The sequence below is a fragment of the Saccharothrix ecbatanensis genome, assembly GCF_014205015.1.
Classification (GTDB): domain Bacteria; phylum Actinomycetota; class Actinomycetes; order Mycobacteriales; family Pseudonocardiaceae; genus Actinosynnema; species Actinosynnema ecbatanense.
This window is the reverse complement of sequence record NZ_JACHMO010000001.1, coordinates 4,293,609-4,311,879: the sequence shown is the minus strand read 5'-3', so window position 1 is coordinate 4,311,879 and position 18,271 is coordinate 4,293,609. Positions and strand designations below refer to the sequence as shown.

Sequence of the window (18,271 nt, the reverse complement as noted above, 5' to 3'; positions counted from 1 at the left end):
ATTAGCGGAACGTCGCGCCGCCCGCCCCGGCGAGAGCCACGACGCTCGCGCGATGTGCCGAGGGGACGGCGAACTGCGTGCTCCTGGCGAGCGGGCCGAGCAGGAGCACCTTCTCCCGCACCTCGTGGTAATCCGAGCCCACGTTGGAGACGATCACCTTCGTGACCAGCTCCAGATCCGGCCACGCGTACGGGTCCAACACACCGTCGACACCGAGGACGACGCCGCCGGTGAACAGGAACAGCTGACGGGGCACCGGTGCCGGCTCGCGCCGGGCCGCGACGCCGAAGGCCAGGATCCCGGCCGCCAGCACGGTGAGGAGGATGCCGCCCACGAGAGCGAGCACGTCCCCGTCGGCCTGGAACAGCAGCAAGACCCCGAAGAACCCGGGCAAGACCGCGAAGATCAGCGCGAGGCCGAACCCGCTGTCCGAGTAGCTGTGCTCGATCACCTGCACGAACTCGCCGTACCCATACCGCTCCGCGACCGCGACGGCCTCGTCATGGGTGCTCGCGGAAAGCGTCTCCGGTGCACCCTCGCGGTCGCGTAGCTGCTTCTCCGCCTCGACGTAGAGCTCCTCGACCACTTGACGCGAGCTGTCGTCGCCGGTGCGCTCGGCGTAGGCCGCCAGGAACGCGTCCACCATCTCCCACGGCGGCAGGCCGACCTCGTCGCGCCGTGACCAGAGCCGCATCGCGGCCGGGTGGTCGACGGACCAGGTGCCGGTGTCCCAGCTCCACCGCGCACCCGGAGGAGGTTTCATCCCTGGCTGAGGGGGTTCCTTCGGCAAGAGCCAGTGGGCGGCCTGGTAAGCGGCGACCCCGGGCACTTCACCCTGAAGCTGATTCAGGAGGTCCATCAGCGCGATGCGCGGCGACACCGCCCGCTGGGCGATCAACCGCTCCTCGTCGGTCGCCGAGCGCGGCTCCCGGCCGGCGTCCGGTTCTCCGGTCACGGCACCCTCCCCGTCCTCCGATTGCTTCGAAGGCCACAGTGCCAGAGCGGTGCCGACCGGGAGCCGCAACCGCGGGGAGTCCGGAACCTTCCGGCGGTTGCGGCTGCCCGGTCATCAGTGTCGGGGACCGATCAGCCGCGGGCCGCGAGGAAGTGCCAGCGGCCGGCGCCGAGCGTGGTCACGTTGGTCAGCGGGTTCGCCGAGCAGTTCGTGGCACCCGGCGCGCACACCCGGACCGGCGCCGTCGACTTGGTCGCCGTGCTGCCGCTGCCGAGTTGGCCGTCGTAGTTGCCACCCCACGTCACGACCGCGCCACCTGCGCCAAGCGCCGCGCCGGCCTGACCGCCCGCGACCACCGACGTGATGCCGCTGAGCGGGGTGGCGGCGCAGTTGACCGCCGCGATCGCGCAGACCGCACCAGGGGTGGACCGGTCCGCGGTCGTGCCGTTGCCCAGTTCGCCGTTGCCGTTGAAGCCCCAGCTGAGCACCTGGCCGTTGGCGGTCAACGCGAAGCTGTGCGCGCCGCTCGGGGACGCGGCCAGTGACGTGACGCCGGCGAGCGGGGCGGTGGTGCAGTCCGTCGCGCCTACCGCGCAAACCGACACCGGGGTGGTGCGCGTCGTGGTGGTGCCGTCACCGAGTTGGCCGCTGCCGTTGAAACCCCAGCCGACGACGGCGCCCGTGCTCAGCCGGGCGAGGTTGTAGCCCGAGCCCGACGTGATCGCGGTGACGCCGGTCAGCGGGGTGGCGGCGCAGTCCACGGCCCCGACCGCGCACACCGGCCCGGGAGTGTGGCGGCCGGTGGACGTGCCGTCGCCCAGCTGCCCGTTCCAGTTGTCGCCCCATGCGACCACCGTGCCGTCGCCGAGCAACGCGAGGCTGTGCAGCGAACCCGCGGCGATCGCGACGACGCCGCTCAGCGGGTTGGCCGCGCAGTCGGTCGCGCCCACCGCGCACACCCGCACGGGAGTGGTCCGGTCGGTGTAGGTGCCGTCTCCCAACCTGCCGGAGTAGTTGCGGCCCCAGCTCACCACCGTGCCGTCGGACAGCAGGGCGAGGTTGTGGTCCCAGCCCGCCGCGATCGCGGTGACGCCGGTCAGCGGGGTGGCGGCGCAGTCCGCCGCACCCACCGCGCACACCGGCACGGGGGTGTACCGGCTCGTCGTGGTGCCGTCACCCAACTGGCCGTCGAAGTTCGCCCCCCAGCTCAGCACGCTCCCGTCGGCGCGCAGCGCGACCGTGTGGACACCGCCGCCCTTGATCGCGGCGACCGACGTCAGCGGGCTGGTGGCGCAGTCGGTGGCAGCGACCGCGCAGGTCCGGGACGGGGTGGAGCGGTTGGTCCAGGTGTTGTCGCCCACCTGGCCCGCGGTGTTGCGACCCCACCCGACCACGCTCGTCGACGTGGTGGTCTTCGGTGCTTCGTCACCGGCCGCGTTGGCCGGCGCGCCCGGCATGACGGCCAACAAGCCGACAACCGCCGCTAAGACTCCGTGTACAGCCCTCATCGGTCCCCCCTCGGATCACCGCGCGGCCCTCCACGAGGGCGCGGGTACGTGATCAAGCTGGAAACCATGATCACAGCGGCGCCCGGGGTTCGCGGGCGTCTTTACGCGGATCTGATGCGGGGGCCTTCGGCACGCCCGGAATCCCAGATAGGGCACGCCGAACGTTTTCGAAACATTACGAGAATCGTTGACAACGCGTCGGAGTCGGACAAACACTGTCCGCATCGATAAGCCTCGACCCGCTGTCGACCCCGGCCGAAAACGGCCTGCCAGGTGTATCCCGCCGCCTGACCCCTGCTGGCCTCAATGAGGAGGAAGCATGCACATGGACGACGACGCCCCTGACCAAACCGCGCACCCGCTCAGCCGCAGAATGTTCCTCGGTGGCGCCGGCACCTTGGCTCTGGCCACGTCCGCGTTGCTGCTGCCCGGCACCGCCCACGCGCAAACCGTCACCAACAACCAGACCGGCACCCACAACGGCTACTACTACTCGTTCTGGACCGATGCCAACGGCACCGTCTCCATGACCATGGGGTCGGGCGGCCAGTACAGCACCTCGTGGCGCAACACCGGCAACTTCGTGTGCGGCAAGGGCTGGAGCACCGGCAGTCGCCGGACCGTCCGGTACTCGGGCAGCTTCAACCCGTCCGGCAACGGCTACCTGTGCCTCTACGGCTGGACGTCCAACCCGCTCGTGGAGTACTACATCGTCGACAACTGGGGCACGTACCGGCCCACCGGCACCCGCAAGGGTTCCGTCAACAGCGACGGCGGCACGTACGACATCTACCAGACAATGCGGTATAACGCGCCTTCCGTCGAAGGCAACAAAACGTTCCCGCAGTTCTGGAGCGTCCGCACGTCGAAGAAGACGGGCGGCACCATCACCACCGGCAACCACTTCGACGCGTGGGCCCGCGCCGGGATGAACCTCGGCGGTTTCCGCTACTACATGATCATGGCGACCGAGGGTTACCAGAGCAGCGGTAATTCCAACATCACCGTGAGCTGAGCACTCCCAGACCAACCTGCGGAGATGTGGCGCGGCGGCCATTGGTCGCCGCGCCACAGCGCATGTGAAATCAGCGGACGAAGAAGCCGCGGACCCGTTCCAAGCCCTCGATCAGCGCGTCCACCTCGGCGAACGTGGTGTAGAGGTAGGACGACGCGCGGGTGGTCGCGGGCACGCCGAACCACTGGTGGGCCGGCGCGGCGCAGTGGTGACCCGCCCGGACCGCGATGCCGAGCGAGTCCAGCACCTGGCTGACGTCGTGCGGGTGCACGTCCTGGAACGTGAAGCTGATCGCGCCGCCCCGGTCCTCGGCCGTCGCCGGCCCCAGGATCCGCAGCCCCGGCACCCCGGCCAGGCCGCGCAACGCGTAGTCCGTCACGGCGCGCTCGTGCTCGGCGACGTTGTCCATGCCGATCGACGTCAGGTAGTCCACCGCCGCGCCGAGGCCCACGGCCTGCGCGATCGGGGGCGTGCCCGCCTCGAACCGGTGCGGCGGCTGCGCGTACGTGCTCCGTTCCAGCCGGACCGACTCGATCATCTCACCGCCGCCCAGGAACGGGGGCAGCTCCGCGAGCAGGTCCCGCCGTCCCCACAGCACGCCGATGCCGGTGGGGCCGCCCATCTTGTGGCCGGTGAACGCGATGGCGTCGGCGCCCGTCGCGGCCACGTCGTACCGCATGTGCGGCACGGCCTGCGACGCGTCCAGCACGACCAGCGCCCCGACCTGGTGCGCCCGTTCGGCGATCCGCGCCACCGGGTTGACCGTGCCCAGCATGTTGGACACGTGCGCCAGCGCGACGACCTTCGTCCGCTCGTTGATCAGGTCGTCCATAGTGGACAGGTCGAGCCTGCCCTCGTCGGTGAGGCCGAACCAGCGCAGCCGGGCGCCGGTCCGCTCCGCCAGCAGCTGCCACGGCACGATGTTCGAGTGGTGCTCCATCGCGGTGATGACGATCTCGTCGCCGGCGCCCACCTGGTACGGCGACTTCCAGGCCAGCACGTTGGCCATCAGGTTGAGCGCTTCGGAGGCGTTCTTGGTGAACACGATCTCGTCCGTGTCGGCCCGCACGAACTCCGCGACCTTCGTCCGCCCCAGCTCGTACGCGGCCGTCGCCTCCTCGCCCAGCTGGTGGACGGTGCGCGCGACGTTCGCGTTGTGGCACCTGTAGTGCTCGGCGATGGCGTCGATGACCTGCCAGGGCTTTTGCGAGGTGTTCGCGCTGTCGAGGTAGACGAGGGGCTGGTCGTCGGCCAGCCTGCGACGGAGGATCGGGAAGTCCTCGCGGATCGACTCGACGTTCACAGTGCGTGGTCCCTAAGGTCGGCGGATCCGGGGGTCTGCTACCCAGCCTACTGGGCCTGTCGTTCCGGTCCGGGCTCACCGAGCCCAGCTTCGACGTTCGCCCACTCGGCGACGGTGTCGGCCAGCACGGGCAGCGGTAGTGAGCCGCTGCCGAGCACCACGTCGTGGAACCGGCGGACGTCGAAGCGCGCGCCCAGCGCCCGTTCTGCGTTCGCGCGGATGCGCTGGAACTCGAGCTGGCCGACGGTGTACGCCAGGGCCTGCCCCGGCAGCGCGATGAACCTGTCCACATCGGACTCGATCTCCACCCGGGGCCGGGTGGTGTTCTCCACCAGGTAGGACACCGCCTGCTCCCGCGTCCACCCGAACGCGTGCAGCCCGGTGTCCACCACCAACCGCGCGGTCCGCCGGGAGTCGGCCGAGAGCATGCCGAGCCGGGCGACGTGGTCGGAGTACAGCCCCATCTCGTCGGCCAGCCGCTCGACGTACAGGCCCCAGCCCTCCGCGTACGCGGTCAGCACGCCGGTCCGCCGCAGCATCGGCAGCCCGGTGAGCTCCTGCGCGAGGGAAAGTTGCAGGTGGTGCCCCGGGACGGCCTCGTGGAACGCGATCGCCTCGATGCCGTAGCGGTCCCGCTCCTCGGCCCGGCTGGTGTTCGCGTAGTACGTGCCGGGTTTGGCGCCGTCCATCGACGGCGGCACGTAGTACCCGGCCGGCCCGCCACCACCGGCCGACTCGGGCGCGGCTGCCACCACGCATGACCGCGTGGGCAACCGGCCGAACCAGCGCGGCGCGGCCTCCTCGGCGCGGGCGATCGCGGTCCGGGCCGCCGCGAGCAGTTCGTCGGCGTCCTTCCAGCGCAACGAGCGGTCGTCGCGCAGCCGGGCCAGGATCGCCGGGAAGTCCGTGACGCCAAGCGCCCGGCCGCCGATGTCGACGTACTCCCTGGTCAGGGCGTCCATCCGGTGCCGACCGGTCTCGTGCAGCTCCTCCGGCGGCAGGTCCGTGGTGGTGTGATCGCGCGCCAGCGCCGCATAGGTGTCCTTGCCGTTCGGCAGCCAGCACAGGCCGGGCTGGTCGACCGACCGGCCGTGCGGCGCGACCTCCTCGGCGAGCACCTGCCGGTACCGCGCGAACGCCGGCCGGACCGCCTCCGCGAGCACCTTGTCCCGCCGGTCGGCGAAGCGCGGTGGCGGCACGTCCGGCGTCGGCGTGGTGAACGGGTCGACCGCCTGGGTCAGGTAGCCGTCGAGCTGGCGGACGGCCGCCTCGACCAGGCGCGTCACCGGGACCCGTCCCGTCTCGACGCCCATCCGGTGCCGCTCGGCCGCCTGGTCCAGGTAGGCGGGGATCGCCGCCAGCCGGTCCAGGTACGCCTCCGCGCGCTCGGCGTCGGGAAGGGCGGCCATCGGCACCATGACCAGCAGTTCCGCCGCAGGCGCGATGAACAGGTCGGTCACGGTGAACTCGGCCGCGCGGGACCGGATGCGGTTCAGCTCCGCGTCGGTCTGGTGCACGACCACGGCGATCGTCCGCCGGTCCTCCGCGCTCATCGTCTGCCGGTCCAGACTATGAGCGCGCGCTGCGATGTCCTGCAACCGGGCGGCGGTGGCCTCCTGGGCCTCCTCGCTCAGGTCGTTCAGCAGGTGGTCGCGGCCCGGGATGCCCAGCAGGGTCGCGTTCACCGGATCGGTGTCGAGCATGACGTCGAACAGTTCGTCCGCCAGTCTGGCCGCGTCGTCCATGGTCGCCCCGCCGGCTATCTGGAGGCCGGACGGCGGGGCGTGGCCAGCTCGCGCAGCGCGTCGCGGTCCAACTTGCCGGAGCCGGTGAGCGGCAGCGCCGGGACGAGCAGGTAGCGGTCCGGGACCATGTAGCGGGGCAGGATTCCGGCGGCGTGCTCGCGCAGGACCGCCGCTGGCTTCTCCGGGGCGCCCGGCATCGGCACGACGCAGGCGACGAGGAACTGGGCACCCGCCGGGGTGCTGACGACCGTCACCGCGACGTCCCGCACCGCTTCGTGGCCGCGCAGGGCCGCCGCGACCTCGTCCAGTTCGATCCGGTAGCCGCGCAGCTTGACCTGCTGGTCGTTGCGCCCGATGTACTCCAGCGCGCCGTCGGCCAGCTTCCGGGCCAGGTCGCCGGTCCGGTAGTACCTGGTCGGACCGCTGGGGCCGGTCGCCGTGACGAACCGTTCGGCGGTGAGCTCGGGGCGGTGCAGGTACCCGGCGGCGACGCCCGCCCCGGCGATCCACATCTCGCCGACCTCGCCGTCTGGCAGCACGGTCGCGTGCTCGTCCCGGATCTCGATGGTCAGGTGCGGCAGGGCCGCCCCGATCGGGGACCGCACCCGGCCGGTGAAGTCCTCGGCGGTGAGCACGCGGTGCGTGGCGTAGACCGTCGTCTCGGTCGGCCCGTACATGTTCACGGCGACGGGTGCGGCGCCCCGGTACCCGTCCAGGAAGGCGCTGATCACGTCTAGGTCCACCGACTCGCCGGCGAACACCAGGTACCGGAGGGCCAACTCCGGCGGCTCCCCGTCCGCGTACGTCTTGGCCAGGGACCGGAACACCGACGGCACCTGCCCGAGCACGGTGACCCGTTCCGCCGCGAGCAGGGCGAGGAAGTCGGCGGGGGACTGCGCGATGCGCTGCGGGACGGTCACGGTGGTCGCCCCGCTGGCCATGGCCGCCCAGAACTCCCACACGGACACGTCGAAGTTGAACGAGTGGAACAGCGCCCACCGGTCCGACTCGGACACGTCGAACAGCGGCAGCGCCGCCCGCAGCAACGCCAGCACGTTGCCGTGGGAGACCAGGCAGCCCTTGGGCTTCCCGGTGGACCCGGACGTGTAGATGACGTACGCCGGATCGGCCTCGGTGGTCGTCGGCGCGGGCACCGGTCCGACCTCGGCGGTCCGCACCGGGAGCACCGGAATGCCGGGCAGGTCGAGGCTTTCGGCCAGCGCCGGGTCGCCCGCGACCACCCGCACACCGGCGTCGGCCACCATGTACCGGATCCGTTCGGCCGGGTAGGCCGGGTCCAGCGGAACGTAGGCGGCGCCGGCCTTGAGCACGCCCAGGATGCCGATCGGGATGTCCGCGGACCGTTCCAGCAGCAGGCCGACGAGATCGCCAGGCCGGACGCCGGCGTGCGCGAGGCTCGCGGCGAGCCGGTCGGAGGCGGCGTCGAGTCCGGCGTAGTCGACGGTCTCGTCACCGTCGACCACCGCGATGGCGTCGGGTTGCCCCGCGGCCACCCGCCGGAAGAGTTCGGTGAGCGAGCCGACATCGGTACTGATGCCGGTGAGCCGGCGCGCAGCGGTGGTCACGAGGCGTCCTCAGGGGTCTCGGGTCGGGCACGGACGAGGTCGGCGAACCGCTTGGCGAGGTCATCGGCGAAGCCGACGGCGACCGCCGCCGGCAGGAAGCCGACGACCACGCGCAGCCCGCCGTCGTCGGTCGGCCACACGTCGGTCTGGACCTCGGTGGGCAGGCCGAGGTAGGGCTGCCGGAGGAACCGCGTCGCCACGTCGTCCAGGGGCAGGTCGGGTGGCGTGTTGTCCTGGTAGGCGAACAGGTTCTGGAACAGCGGGGTGCGGCTGGACCTCGGCGGGTTCACCAGGCGCACGACCTCGCCGAAGCCCACGTCCTGCGCCTCGAACGCCCGCCGGACCAGATCGCCCACGTGCGTCAACGACCCGGCGTCACCGCGCAGCCGGACGCACACGAGGTCTACGTGACACCCGACGACGTCGTGCAGCCTGTGGTCGGCCCGCTGCGCCACCGGGACGCCGACGGCGAAGTCGTCCTGCCCGGACAGCTCGGCCAGGGCACGCCCGTAGGCCGCCAACAGCGCGACGAACCTGGTCACGCCCGCCGCGTCGGCCGCCGCGTCCAGCACGGCGACGTCGGCCGGCGTGAGCACTTCCTCGACCCGTCCCGGCTCGTGATCAGGGGCGTCCGGGCCGACGGGGTACACGAGCTGCGGCAGGTCGCGCAGTTCCTCCTTGGCCCACGCGCGTTGGCGTTCGAGGTCGGCGTGCCGGAGGTAGTCCTGCCGGAGGGACCACGTGTCCGCGAGTCCGGGCGCGTGGTCCAGCCCGCCCCGGTAGGCGGCGGCGAGGTCCCGCGCGAAGACGGCCTCGGACCAGCCGTCGAAGGCGATGTGGTGCACCACGTACCCGAAGACGCCGCCCTGCCCTGACAGCGGCACCAACGCCGCCCGCCACACCCGGCCGTCACGGAGGTCGAGCTGCTGACGTAACTCGGCCCGTAACGCCGACACCGCCGCGTCGACCGAGGGGGCCTCGTCCATGACGGTCAGCTCGGGCGCGGGCACGTCCACCGCCTTGGCGAACGGCTTCCGGCCGGGGGAGTAGGCCGCGCGCAGCGCTTCGTGCCGGTGGTGGACGCGGGCGAGCGCGGCGTTCATCGCCTGCCGGTCGAGGTCGCCGTCCACGATCCAGGTGCCCAGGCAGTGCCCCGACCGGTCGTCCGGTTCGAGCAGGTGCCGGGTCAGGAAACCGACCTGCATGGGCGAAAGCGGCACGTCGACGGGCGGCGCGGTGTCCTCGCCCCCGGTTTCACCGGTCGAACGGAGCCAACCGGCCAACGCCCGCGCCGTCGGGTTCCCGAGCAGCCGGGACACCGGCACCGGACGTCCCAGTTCCGCCGCCAGCCGGGCGCACACCCGGCCCGCGCCGAGCGACGTGCCGCCCAAGGCGGTGAAGGCCACGTCCGGTGACACCTCGGCCTGGTCGAGCACCGCGGCGAAGACCCGCGCGACCTGGACGACAAGCGGGTCCTGTTCGCCCGCAAGGCCGCCGACGTACACGGCACTGTCCGGCACCAACGCGAGCAGGGCGTCTTCATCGAGCTTTCCATTGCCCGTCAACGGGAACTCGGCGACCGCGAGCACCACGTCCGGCAGGTGGTAGTGGACCACCACGCCGCTCAGCGCGTCCCGCGCGCCGACGAGCGGGTCACCGTCGACGGCGGGCACGCAGAACGCCACCAGCCCGTCGACCGTCCCGGCCGCGTCACGGCGGGGGAGCACCACACAGCGCCGCGCCCCGAGCGCCCGCTCGACCTGCCGTTCGATCTCGGCCGGTTCGACCCGGTGGCCCCGGACCTTCACCTGCCGGTCGCGGCGGCCGGCGTAGTGCAGCAGACCGTCGGCGTCCCACCACCCGGTGTCCCCCGTGCGGTAGACCCGGGTGGGGACGCCGTCGATGGTCACTTCCACGAACTTCTCCGCGGTCGCGTCGTCCGCGCCGAGGTAGCCGATGGCCAAGCCGTCACCGGCGACGCACAGCTCCCCGGTCTCCCCGACCTCGCACGGCCGCGTCCCGTCCAGGACGTGCACCTGCGTGTCGGGCACGGGACGGCCGATCGGGATGCCGGTCGGCCGGTCGCAGTCGGCGGCGCTGATGCGGTGCGTCGTGGCGAAGACCGTGCTCTCCACCGGCCCGTAACCGTTGAGCAGCACGATGTCCGGGTGGGCCGCCAGGAACCGGCGCACGTGCGGCGCGGACAGCCGCTCGCCGCCGATCATCACCTGGCCCATGCCGCGGAAGGCGGCCGGGTCCTCGTCCACGATCATGTTGAACAGGCTGCTGGTGATCCAGGCGGTGTCCACGCCGTGCCGGGCGACGCCGTCCCGCAGCGTCTGGGCCGACAGGTACGGCTCGTCCACCAGCAACGACGTGCCGCCGGACAGGAGCACCGACCACAGTTCCAGCGCGAACCCGTCCCACGGCTGGGGAGCGGCCTGCGGCACCACGGTGTCGGCGTCGAACCGGGCGAACGAGCCCGGCCGGAACAGGCGCACGATCGCGCGGTGCGGGGTCAGCACGCACTTGGCGCGGCCGGTCGTGCCCGAGGTGAAGAACACGCAGCACGGATCGCCGCCGTCGACCTCCACCGGCTCGAAGTCCGCCGGTCCGGCGTCGAGCGTGGCGGCGTCGAGCGTGGCCGGCGGCGTCCACGTCGTGCGTCCGGACACCTCGGCCGAAGCCACCACCAGACGCGCGTCCAGCTGGTCCAAGACCTCCTGGACCCGCCCGTCCGGCCAGTGGACGTCCAGCAGCGCGTAGGCGGCGCCCACCTTCAGGATGCCGAGCATCGTCGTGATCAGCGTGGCGCTCCTGGGCAGCAGCACGGGCACGACGTCACCGCGCCCGACGCCGAGCGCCGCCAACCGCGTGGCATGTCCGTCGGCCGCCCGGTCCAGCTCGCCGTACCGGACCGTCGTGCCGCCGTGGACCAGCGCGACCGCGTCAGGACGCGCCCGAGCCACGTCACGGACGATCGCGTGCACGCTCTGGCCCGCTGGGTAAGGCCGCCGGGTGTCGTTCCAACTCCGCTCGGGCTGCGTCACGGACGCCGGCTCACACGACCGCGTCAGGCGCGGACTTCGGCGTCCGGGCCTCGATCGCGCGTTCGGCACTGCGCGTGAGCGGAACGGTCAGCAGGCCCGCCACCAGGAACATGACGGCCAGCACGCCCCACCCGGGCCGACCGAGCCCCACCGCCAACGTGGTGACCAGGAACGGGCCGACGGTCTGCTGAACCCCACGCCCGAGCGCGAAAACGCCCTGGTACTCGCCCTGACGCCCCGGCGGCGGCAGGTGCAGGGACAGGCCGAAGGCGCCCACGGCGTGGCTGATCTCGCCCAGCACCAACGCCACGGTCCCGACCAGCAGCAGCGGCACGGCGATCGACGCGCCGGTGTCCTGCGACAGCGCGAAGATCACGCAGCACACCGCGAGCAGCACACCGGACCGGCGCAGGATCCGGGCCGAACCCGCGGGCGTCTCGGCGCCCCGGCTCAACGCCACCTGGAGCAGGAACACCAGCGCCGTGTCAACCACCAGCAGCACCGCGTTGATCCCGGCCGGCGCACCGGTCGACGTGATGATCCACAGCGGCAGCCCGACGATGAGAATCGGCTGGAACAGCTCCAAGACGCCGCACAGCAGGGCAAGTCCGACGAAACGGACGTCCCGCAGGCCGGACCGCGACTTCACCGGACCGTCCTGCCGCACCCGGACGTGCGGCGGCGAGTTCAGCCGCCACGTGATCACCGCGCAGAACGCCTGCGCCGCCGCGGTGAACGCGATCACGCCGTAGAAGGCGGGGCGGTTGCCCACCGTCAGCGCGGCGCCCGCGATCATCGCGCCGACCATGAAGCCCACGTTGAACAGGCTGCGCATCTGCGAGCCGACGCGGACCTGCTCCTCCTGCGGGAAACTCGCCCGGGTCAACGTCATCCGCAACGGGTTGGACGACGTCTCGCCGATCGAGATCAGGCTCGTGAGCACGACGAAGCTGATGAAACCGCCGACCAGGCTGTAGCAGGCGAACAGCACCGCCAGCGCGAGGTACGTGCCCAGCAGCAGGTGCCGTGCCCCGTACCGGTCGGCGAGCTTGCCGATCGGCACGGCGAACAGCAGGCCGAACACGTTGGCCACCGACAGCCCGATGCCCACCTCGGTCGCGCTCAGCCCGATGGTCTGGGTGAAGAAGATGGCGCTGGAGGTCAGGAAGACCCCGAAGCCGAAGGCCTGGACCACCGCCAGCACCGCGAGCCGGCGGGCCAGTCCCTCGTTCGGCACCATCTCCACCGCCCACGTCCGGATCGCGGAGCGGACTCGGTTATTTCCCACAGGCACTGTCACCTTGCTCGGATAGGGCGGTTCACGTCGTCAGCCCGGGAAGTCTGCCAGGCCGGGAACTCTGCCGGCCGGGAACTCTGCTAGCCAGGGAACTCTGTCAGGCAGGAAACTCGGCTAGCTTCTTCGCCAGGATCTCGGCGAAGGACGGATCGCGCAGCAGCGGCAGCGTGTCCGGAGCGTCGAACGTGCGCACCTCGGTACTGGCGATGACGCGACCCCAGTCGGCGTCCTCGCGGTCGGCGCTCTGCGCGACCTGGAAGATCATCGCATGACCGCCGTAGGGGCGTGGCTCGTAGTGCTCCTGCGCGAAGTTCCCGGCCGCCCACACGGCCTGCCGCCAGTGCAGGTCCGCCGGGTCCATCCCCGCGTCGATCTTCGCGGTCTCGACCATGCGCTCCATCACGCGCTCGCGGTCGGCGCCCAGGTTCGGCACCCCGAACTGCTGGCGCAGCGACGCCAGCCGGAAGTCGTAGTAGTCCCGCAGGCCCCAGCCCGCGTCCAGCTCGTTCGTGCCCGGCGGCATCGCGTTCACCAGCGCGAGCACCGCGACCTCTTCACCGACCTCTTCCAGCTGGCGGGCGATCTCGAACGCGATGCGCCCACCCGCGCACGGGCCGACCAGCAGGTATGGGCCGTGCGGCTGCACCTCGCGGATCTCCCGCAGGTACCGGGTGGACATCTCCACGATCGAGAGCGACGGCCGTTCCCGGCTCCACATGCCCACCGACTCCACGCCGTACACGGGGCGGTCACCGCGGAAGGTGTCCACCACGTCGCGCAGGAACCGCACATTGCCCGCGCCCCAGTGGAAGCAGAACACCGGCGTGCCCGTGCCCCGCTCCACCAGCGGCGTCAGCGTCGGGACCGGCTCCACCTCGACCGGGCTGCGCCCACCCGCCCACACCTCGGCGAAGTCCGGGTCGGCGCCGCTCTGGCTCTGGTCGGAACGCTCGGGCGCGGCGGAGCCGTCCGGTAAGAGCACGGCGGCGATCGCGGCGGGCGTCTTGTGGTCGAACACGTCGTTCGGCGTCAGCGTGAAGCCGTGCTTGCGCGCCTCGGCGACCACGTCGACCAGCAGCAGCGAATAGCCGCCGAGCTCGAAGAAGTCGTCGTCCGGAGTGACCTCGACGGCCAGCAGGTCCTCCCAGATCGAGCACAGTGCCCGCTCGATCGCCTGTCGATCCAACACGGTCTCTCCTCTACCGGGTTCCGAAGAACCTCTGCGCCTCACGCACCCCGCTCAACAGGGTGTCGATTTCCTGGTCGTCGTTGTAGAGGTAGAACGTAGCCCGCACGCTGGCGTCGACCCCGAGCCGCCGGTGCAGCGGCATGGTGCAGTGGTGGCCGACCCGCACCGCGACGCCCATGTTGTCCAGCACCTGGCTCACGTCGTGCGGGTGGATCCCGTCGACCACGAACGACACCGCGCCACCCCGGCTGACCGTGTCGGTCGGGCCGAGCACGCGGATGCCCGGCATGTCCACCAGGCCGTTCAACGCCAACTCGGTGAGGTGCCGCTCGTGCTCGGCGATCTGCTCCATGCCGACCGCCGACAGGTAGTCGCACGCGGCGGCGAGGGCGATCACCTGGGACACCATCGGCACGCCCGCCTCGAACCGCTGCGGCGGCGCGGCGAACGTGGTCTCCTCCATGGCGACCGTCTTGACCATCGAACCGCCGGTCATGATCGGCGGCATCGCTTCGAGCAGCTCACTGCGGCCGTAGAGCGCGCCGACACCCGTCGGACCCAGCATCTTGTGACCCGTGAACGCGGCGAAGTCCACGCCGAGGGACGGGAAGTCGACCGCGCCGTAGCCGACGACGCCGTGCGGCACCGACTGGCACGCGTCCAGCACCGTGATGGCGCCGACCTCGCGCGCTCGGCGCACGATCTCCTCGACCGGGTTCACCGTGCCCAGGACGTTGGACCGGTGGGTGAACGCGACCGCCTTCGTGCGCTCGTTCACCAGCTGGTCCAGGTTCGACAGGTCCAGGCGGCCCTCGTCGGTGAACCCGAACCACCGCAGCACCGCGCCGGTCCGCTTGCAGAGTTCCTGCCAGGGCACGAGGTTCGCGTGGTGCTCCATCTCGGTCACCACGATCTCGTCGCCCGGACCGACCCGGAACCGGTCCGCGTACGGGCCGGCGGTCGCGGCGTTGCTCATCGCGTAGGCGACGAGGTTGATGGCCTCGGTGGCGTTCTTGGCGAACACCACCTCGTGCCCGCTCGCGCCGACGAACGCGGCCACCCGGTTGCGCGCCGTCTCGTAGGTCTCGGTCGCCTCCTCGGACAGCAGGTGCACACCGCGGTGCACCGCCGCGTTGGAGGTCTCCAGGAAGGTGCGCTCGGCGTCGAGCACCTGCCTGGGCTTCTGGGAGGTCGCTCCGGAGTCCAGGTACACCAGCGGCAGCCCGTTGCGCGCCGTGCGTCCCAGGACCGGGAAGTCGGCGCGCAACGCCGCGACGTCCAGCGGTGTCATTTGTTCGGTGCTCACAGAACGCTCCTCAGGCCGTCGCCCTCGTGGGAATGCCGCCTCAGAGGCTGAAGTCGGCTCAGAGGCTGAAGTAGTCGACCTTCAACCGCGGGATGTAGTTCGAGACGTCCGAGTAGTACGTGATGATGCCGTCGTTGTACTGGTCGAACGAGTGCTTGAGGTCGTGCAGGTTGTTCACCGCGCGGTGGGCCTGCCAGGCGGGCACGGAGGCCCGTTCGGCGAGCGCCTCTTCCAGCAGGCCGGTGTGGTTCGCCTTGACGTCCTCTTCCACGTGGGACACCAGCGGCGACAGGCAGCCCTCGGGGTAGCCGTACGCCTCCGCCAGCCGCTGCAACGTGTGCGCGCCGTCCAGCGTGTCCACGCCGCGCGCCTCGAACAGCTTGGTGCAGGCCAGGTAGCCGAGCGTGTCCTCGCGGGCGATCTCGCACAGGTTGTTCGTCCACGACCAGGTGCCGATCAGCGGGTGCGAGTTGTCGACCTCCTCCTTCGACAGGCCCATGTTGATGAGGCTGTCGCGGGCCATCCAGGCGTGGTCGTACTCCTCGGACAGGTACTCGGAGAGCAGGTGCTTCCACGCGGGGTCGGAGCAGTGCGCGATCGCGGTGGAGATGTGCCTGCTGGCCGAGTTGATGTAGTGGTAGGTCTCCATGATCAGGCCGAGGAACACCTCCTTGCGGAAGTCCATGTTCTCCAGGCCGGACCACAGCTTGTGGTAGCCGATCTGCTCGGTCCACATGGCGCACGACTTGTCGATCTGCTTCAGGAACGTCGCGGTGGGGATCTGGTCCAGGTTCTGGTCCTCGTCGCGGATCAAGCCCTGCTCGGCGAAGCTGGTGACGATCGCGAGGGTGTCGTCCACGCTCACGCCGGTGATCTCGGAGATCTCCGAGACGGTGTGGCGGCCGTCGAGGTAGCGCTTGAAGTTCAGGAACGACTTGAGGTCGGCGCCGTGGTGCTCCAGCTCGAAGTGCTGGTCGCCGACGATCATCAGGATGCCGCCGCGGTTGGGCACGAAGAACGTGCAGTGCCGGAGGCGGGGCTTGTACGCGAGGTCTTGCGGGAGCGTCATCGTGTTCTCCGCACCTGGACGGGATTCAGGGGTCGGCTACGGCGTGGGGAGCGGCGAACCGCTCCCCACGCCGTCACTGCTGGAGTTCTAAGCGGGTTCAGCCGCAGAGAACGGCACCACTCACCTTGCTGATCTCGGGCTTCGCAACAGGCTTGATGCTGACCGTCATCTTTGTTCACCTCCCGCTCGATCCAGTGGAAAACCGCGCCGCATGATCGCGGCACGAGTGGGGACCGCACGTGCCGGGCGCGGTCTACAGCCCGGTGGTCACAGAGCGGTGTAATTGCGGTGGCAAGGGGTACGGGTGTGCTGGAATACCGGATTCGACGGTTTTCGAATTCGGGGTGCCCCAGCGGACGTCGATGTCCGCTAAGGCGTGTTCCAGGTCCGTCGGATGGCTGGCGAGTGACCGCCGTCGGTGCGGTTCACGCTCGTGCCGACCTGCATCTTCGCATCCCCCATAAGGTGTCGGGGACCGCCGCGCGCCCGTCCGTCTTCCCCAGCGTCCAATGGCAACGGGTCAGCGTGGTCCCGACGTTCATATCGTGGTCTGCCGAGGGCTGCCGACTGATTGTCGGCGACGTTGTGGTGGTGTTCGTAATCCCCCCGAACGCCCCCTCGTGATCCCAACGTATGCGCGGTCATGTCGACTGTCAAGAAGATCCGGCGGACCTTCATAAGTGACTGCGGACCACCGCCGAGAAACGCTCCGACCTCGGGAAATTCGGTCAGGATGTGGAGTCAGACCTGGGACGATCACACCGTTGCTAGTCCATTCGGGTGGATTGTCCGGGAGGGTCGGTCGGTCAAGACCGGCATAACCGACCGTCTGTCCGCGCGGGGCGAACAATTGAAAAGCTATCCAAAGTCGGTTATCCGTCCCGCCGTTGTCCCGCCAATCGGGTGTAGGCGGTGCCATCCATCGCCGTATCGGCCGGCGCGCCGACGTGACGTGACGGAACGTGTGCGGTCTGTGAATTCTCTACCGACAGTGCGGCTGCTCTCGCCCACGAGGGTGGTTCCCGATCGGCGCATCGGCCAGATCCTGGTTACGCGTCGTAGTTTTACCACCGATCAGGTGACGGGACGCTCCGTCAGATGAACTGCCACTGCGAAGGGAGGCCGGGCCATGGGGACCGCGGGCGCACTCCGGACCGCCCCACCAGCCGGCAGGCACGCCCTCCCGCAGCAGTCGCGCGTCGTCGCGCTCGTGCCCGCGCACAACGAAGAAGCGCAGATCGGCGCCACGCTCGCCGCGTTGGAGCGCCAGTCCCGACGCCCGGACCTCGTGGTGGTCGTCTGCGACAACTGCACGGACCACACCGCGTCGATCGCCCGCGCGGCGGGAGCGACCGTGTTGACCACCGAGGGCAACAAGGACAAGAAGGCCGGCGCGCTCAACCAGGCGCTGAGCCGGGTCCTCCCGCTGCTCGACGACGACGACGTGGTCCTGGTCCAGGATGCCGACAGCCAACTCGACACCGCGTTCCTCGACCACGCCCTGCGCTACCTGCGGCACGGTTACGGCGGCGTCGGCGGCGTGTTCCGCGGTGGCCCCGGCGGCGGATTCGTGGGCCACTTGCAGCGCAACGAGTACGCGCGCTACGCCCGTGACGTCAACCGGATGGGCGGCCGGTGCCTGGTGATCACCGGCACCGCGGCGATGTTCCGGGTCGACGTCCTCCGCGAGATCACCGCCGGACGCCTGACCGGCCTGCTGCCGCCGGGCGACCGGGCGGGCGGCGTCTACGACACCACCGTGCTCACCGAGGACAACGAGCTGACCTTCGCCCTGCTGCACCTGGGCTACCGGGTGATCTCGCCACCGGAGTGCGGTCTGGAGACCGAGGTCATGCTCGACTGGGGCAGCCTGTGGCGGCAGCGGCTGCGGTGGAAGCGCGGCGCGGTGGAGAACTGCGTGCAGTACGGGCTGACCAAGGTGACCTGGCGCTACTGGGGGCGGCAGCTGTTCACCGTGCTGGGCGTCCTGATCTCGGCCGTCTACCTGATCACGCTGGTCGTGATGGCGGTGGCCGGGGAACTCTCCGTCCAGCCGCTGTGGCTCACCATCACGCTGATCTTCGTGGTCGAGCGGGTGGTGACCGTGCGGTATCGCGGCTGGGCGCAGATGGTGCTCGCCGCGACCATGTACGAGCTGGTGCTCGACTACTTCCTCCAGGCCTGCCACGCGAAGGCGTACTTCGACGCGCTGCGGCGGACCACGAGGACCTGGTGACACAACACGACC

12 protein-coding genes are annotated in these 18,271 nt (G+C 70.6%); 2 read left to right on the top strand and 10 right to left on the bottom strand.

The features are described from left to right. Position 1: 1 nt before the first annotated feature. Positions 2 to 955, bottom strand: a complete 954-nt coding sequence (locus F4560_RS17735) for a hypothetical protein (protein WP_184921397.1) — start codon at positions 953 to 955, stop codon at positions 2 to 4. 131 nt (positions 956 to 1,086) lie between these two features. Beyond that, the gene (locus tag F4560_RS17730; protein ID WP_184921395.1) at positions 1,087 to 2,463 is read right to left on the bottom strand and encodes an RCC1 domain-containing protein; all 1,377 of its coding nucleotides are present in this window, start codon (positions 2,461 to 2,463) and stop codon (positions 1,087 to 1,089) included. A gap of 319 nt (positions 2,464 to 2,782) precedes the next feature. Here F4560_RS17730 and xynA point away from each other — a divergent pair, with 319 nt between their 5' ends. After that, complete coding sequence (xynA, locus tag F4560_RS17725) at positions 2,783 to 3,478, top strand: endo-1,4-beta-xylanase XynA (RefSeq protein ID WP_184921393.1); 696 nt, start codon at positions 2,783 to 2,785, stop codon at positions 3,476 to 3,478. A 70-nt stretch (positions 3,479 to 3,548) separates the two neighbouring features. Here xynA and F4560_RS17720 read toward each other — a convergent pair whose 3' ends face one another. The 8 genes from F4560_RS17720 to F4560_RS17685 all read right to left on the bottom strand — a co-directional run bounded on the left by F4560_RS17720 (position 3,549) and on the right by F4560_RS17685 (position 16,023). Further along, positions 3,549 to 4,781 (bottom strand): cysteine desulfurase, encoded by a 1,233-nt coding sequence (locus tag F4560_RS17720; RefSeq protein ID WP_184921391.1) that lies wholly within the window; start codon positions 4,779 to 4,781, stop codon positions 3,549 to 3,551. A 47-nt stretch (positions 4,782 to 4,828) separates the two neighbouring features. Then, positions 4,829 to 6,526 (bottom strand): DUF885 domain-containing protein, encoded by a 1,698-nt coding sequence (locus tag F4560_RS17715; RefSeq protein ID WP_184921389.1) that lies wholly within the window; start codon positions 6,524 to 6,526, stop codon positions 4,829 to 4,831. A 14-nt stretch (positions 6,527 to 6,540) separates the two neighbouring features. Beyond that, positions 6,541 to 8,112: an amino acid adenylation domain-containing protein gene (locus tag F4560_RS17710; RefSeq protein WP_184921387.1), complete on the bottom strand. Its 1,572-nt coding sequence runs from the start codon at positions 8,110 to 8,112 to the stop codon at positions 6,541 to 6,543. Further along, positions 8,109 to 11,081, bottom strand: coding sequence for a non-ribosomal peptide synthetase (locus tag F4560_RS17705; RefSeq protein WP_312869344.1), 2,973 nt, complete (start codon positions 11,079 to 11,081; stop codon positions 8,109 to 8,111). The genes F4560_RS17710 and F4560_RS17705 overlap by 4 nt, the downstream gene beginning before the upstream one ends. Before the next feature lie 91 nt (positions 11,082 to 11,172). Continuing rightward, positions 11,173 to 12,450, bottom strand: coding sequence for an MFS transporter (locus tag F4560_RS17700; RefSeq protein ID WP_184921383.1), 1,278 nt, complete (start codon positions 12,448 to 12,450; stop codon positions 11,173 to 11,175). A gap of 106 nt (positions 12,451 to 12,556) precedes the next feature. Beyond that, positions 12,557 to 13,648 carry a thioesterase domain-containing protein gene (locus tag F4560_RS17695; RefSeq protein ID WP_184921381.1) on the bottom strand — a complete coding sequence of 364 codons (1,092 nt, stop codon included), beginning with the start codon at positions 13,646 to 13,648 and terminating at the stop codon, positions 12,557 to 12,559. A gap of 10 nt (positions 13,649 to 13,658) precedes the next feature. After that, positions 13,659 to 14,939 (bottom strand): cysteine desulfurase, encoded by a 1,281-nt coding sequence (locus F4560_RS17690; protein ID WP_184929217.1) that lies wholly within the window; start codon positions 14,937 to 14,939, stop codon positions 13,659 to 13,661. A 73-nt stretch (positions 14,940 to 15,012) separates the two neighbouring features. Beyond that, positions 15,013 to 16,023, bottom strand: coding sequence for an iron-containing redox enzyme family protein (locus tag F4560_RS17685; RefSeq protein WP_184921379.1), 1,011 nt, complete (start codon positions 16,021 to 16,023; stop codon positions 15,013 to 15,015). Positions 16,024 to 17,152: 1,129 nt separating this feature from the next. Between F4560_RS17685 and F4560_RS17680 the strand changes: the two genes are divergently transcribed. After that, positions 17,153 to 18,259, top strand: a complete 1,107-nt coding sequence (locus F4560_RS17680; protein ID WP_184921377.1) for a glycosyltransferase family 2 protein — start codon at positions 17,153 to 17,155, stop codon at positions 18,257 to 18,259. Positions 18,260 to 18,271 lie beyond the last annotated feature (12 nt).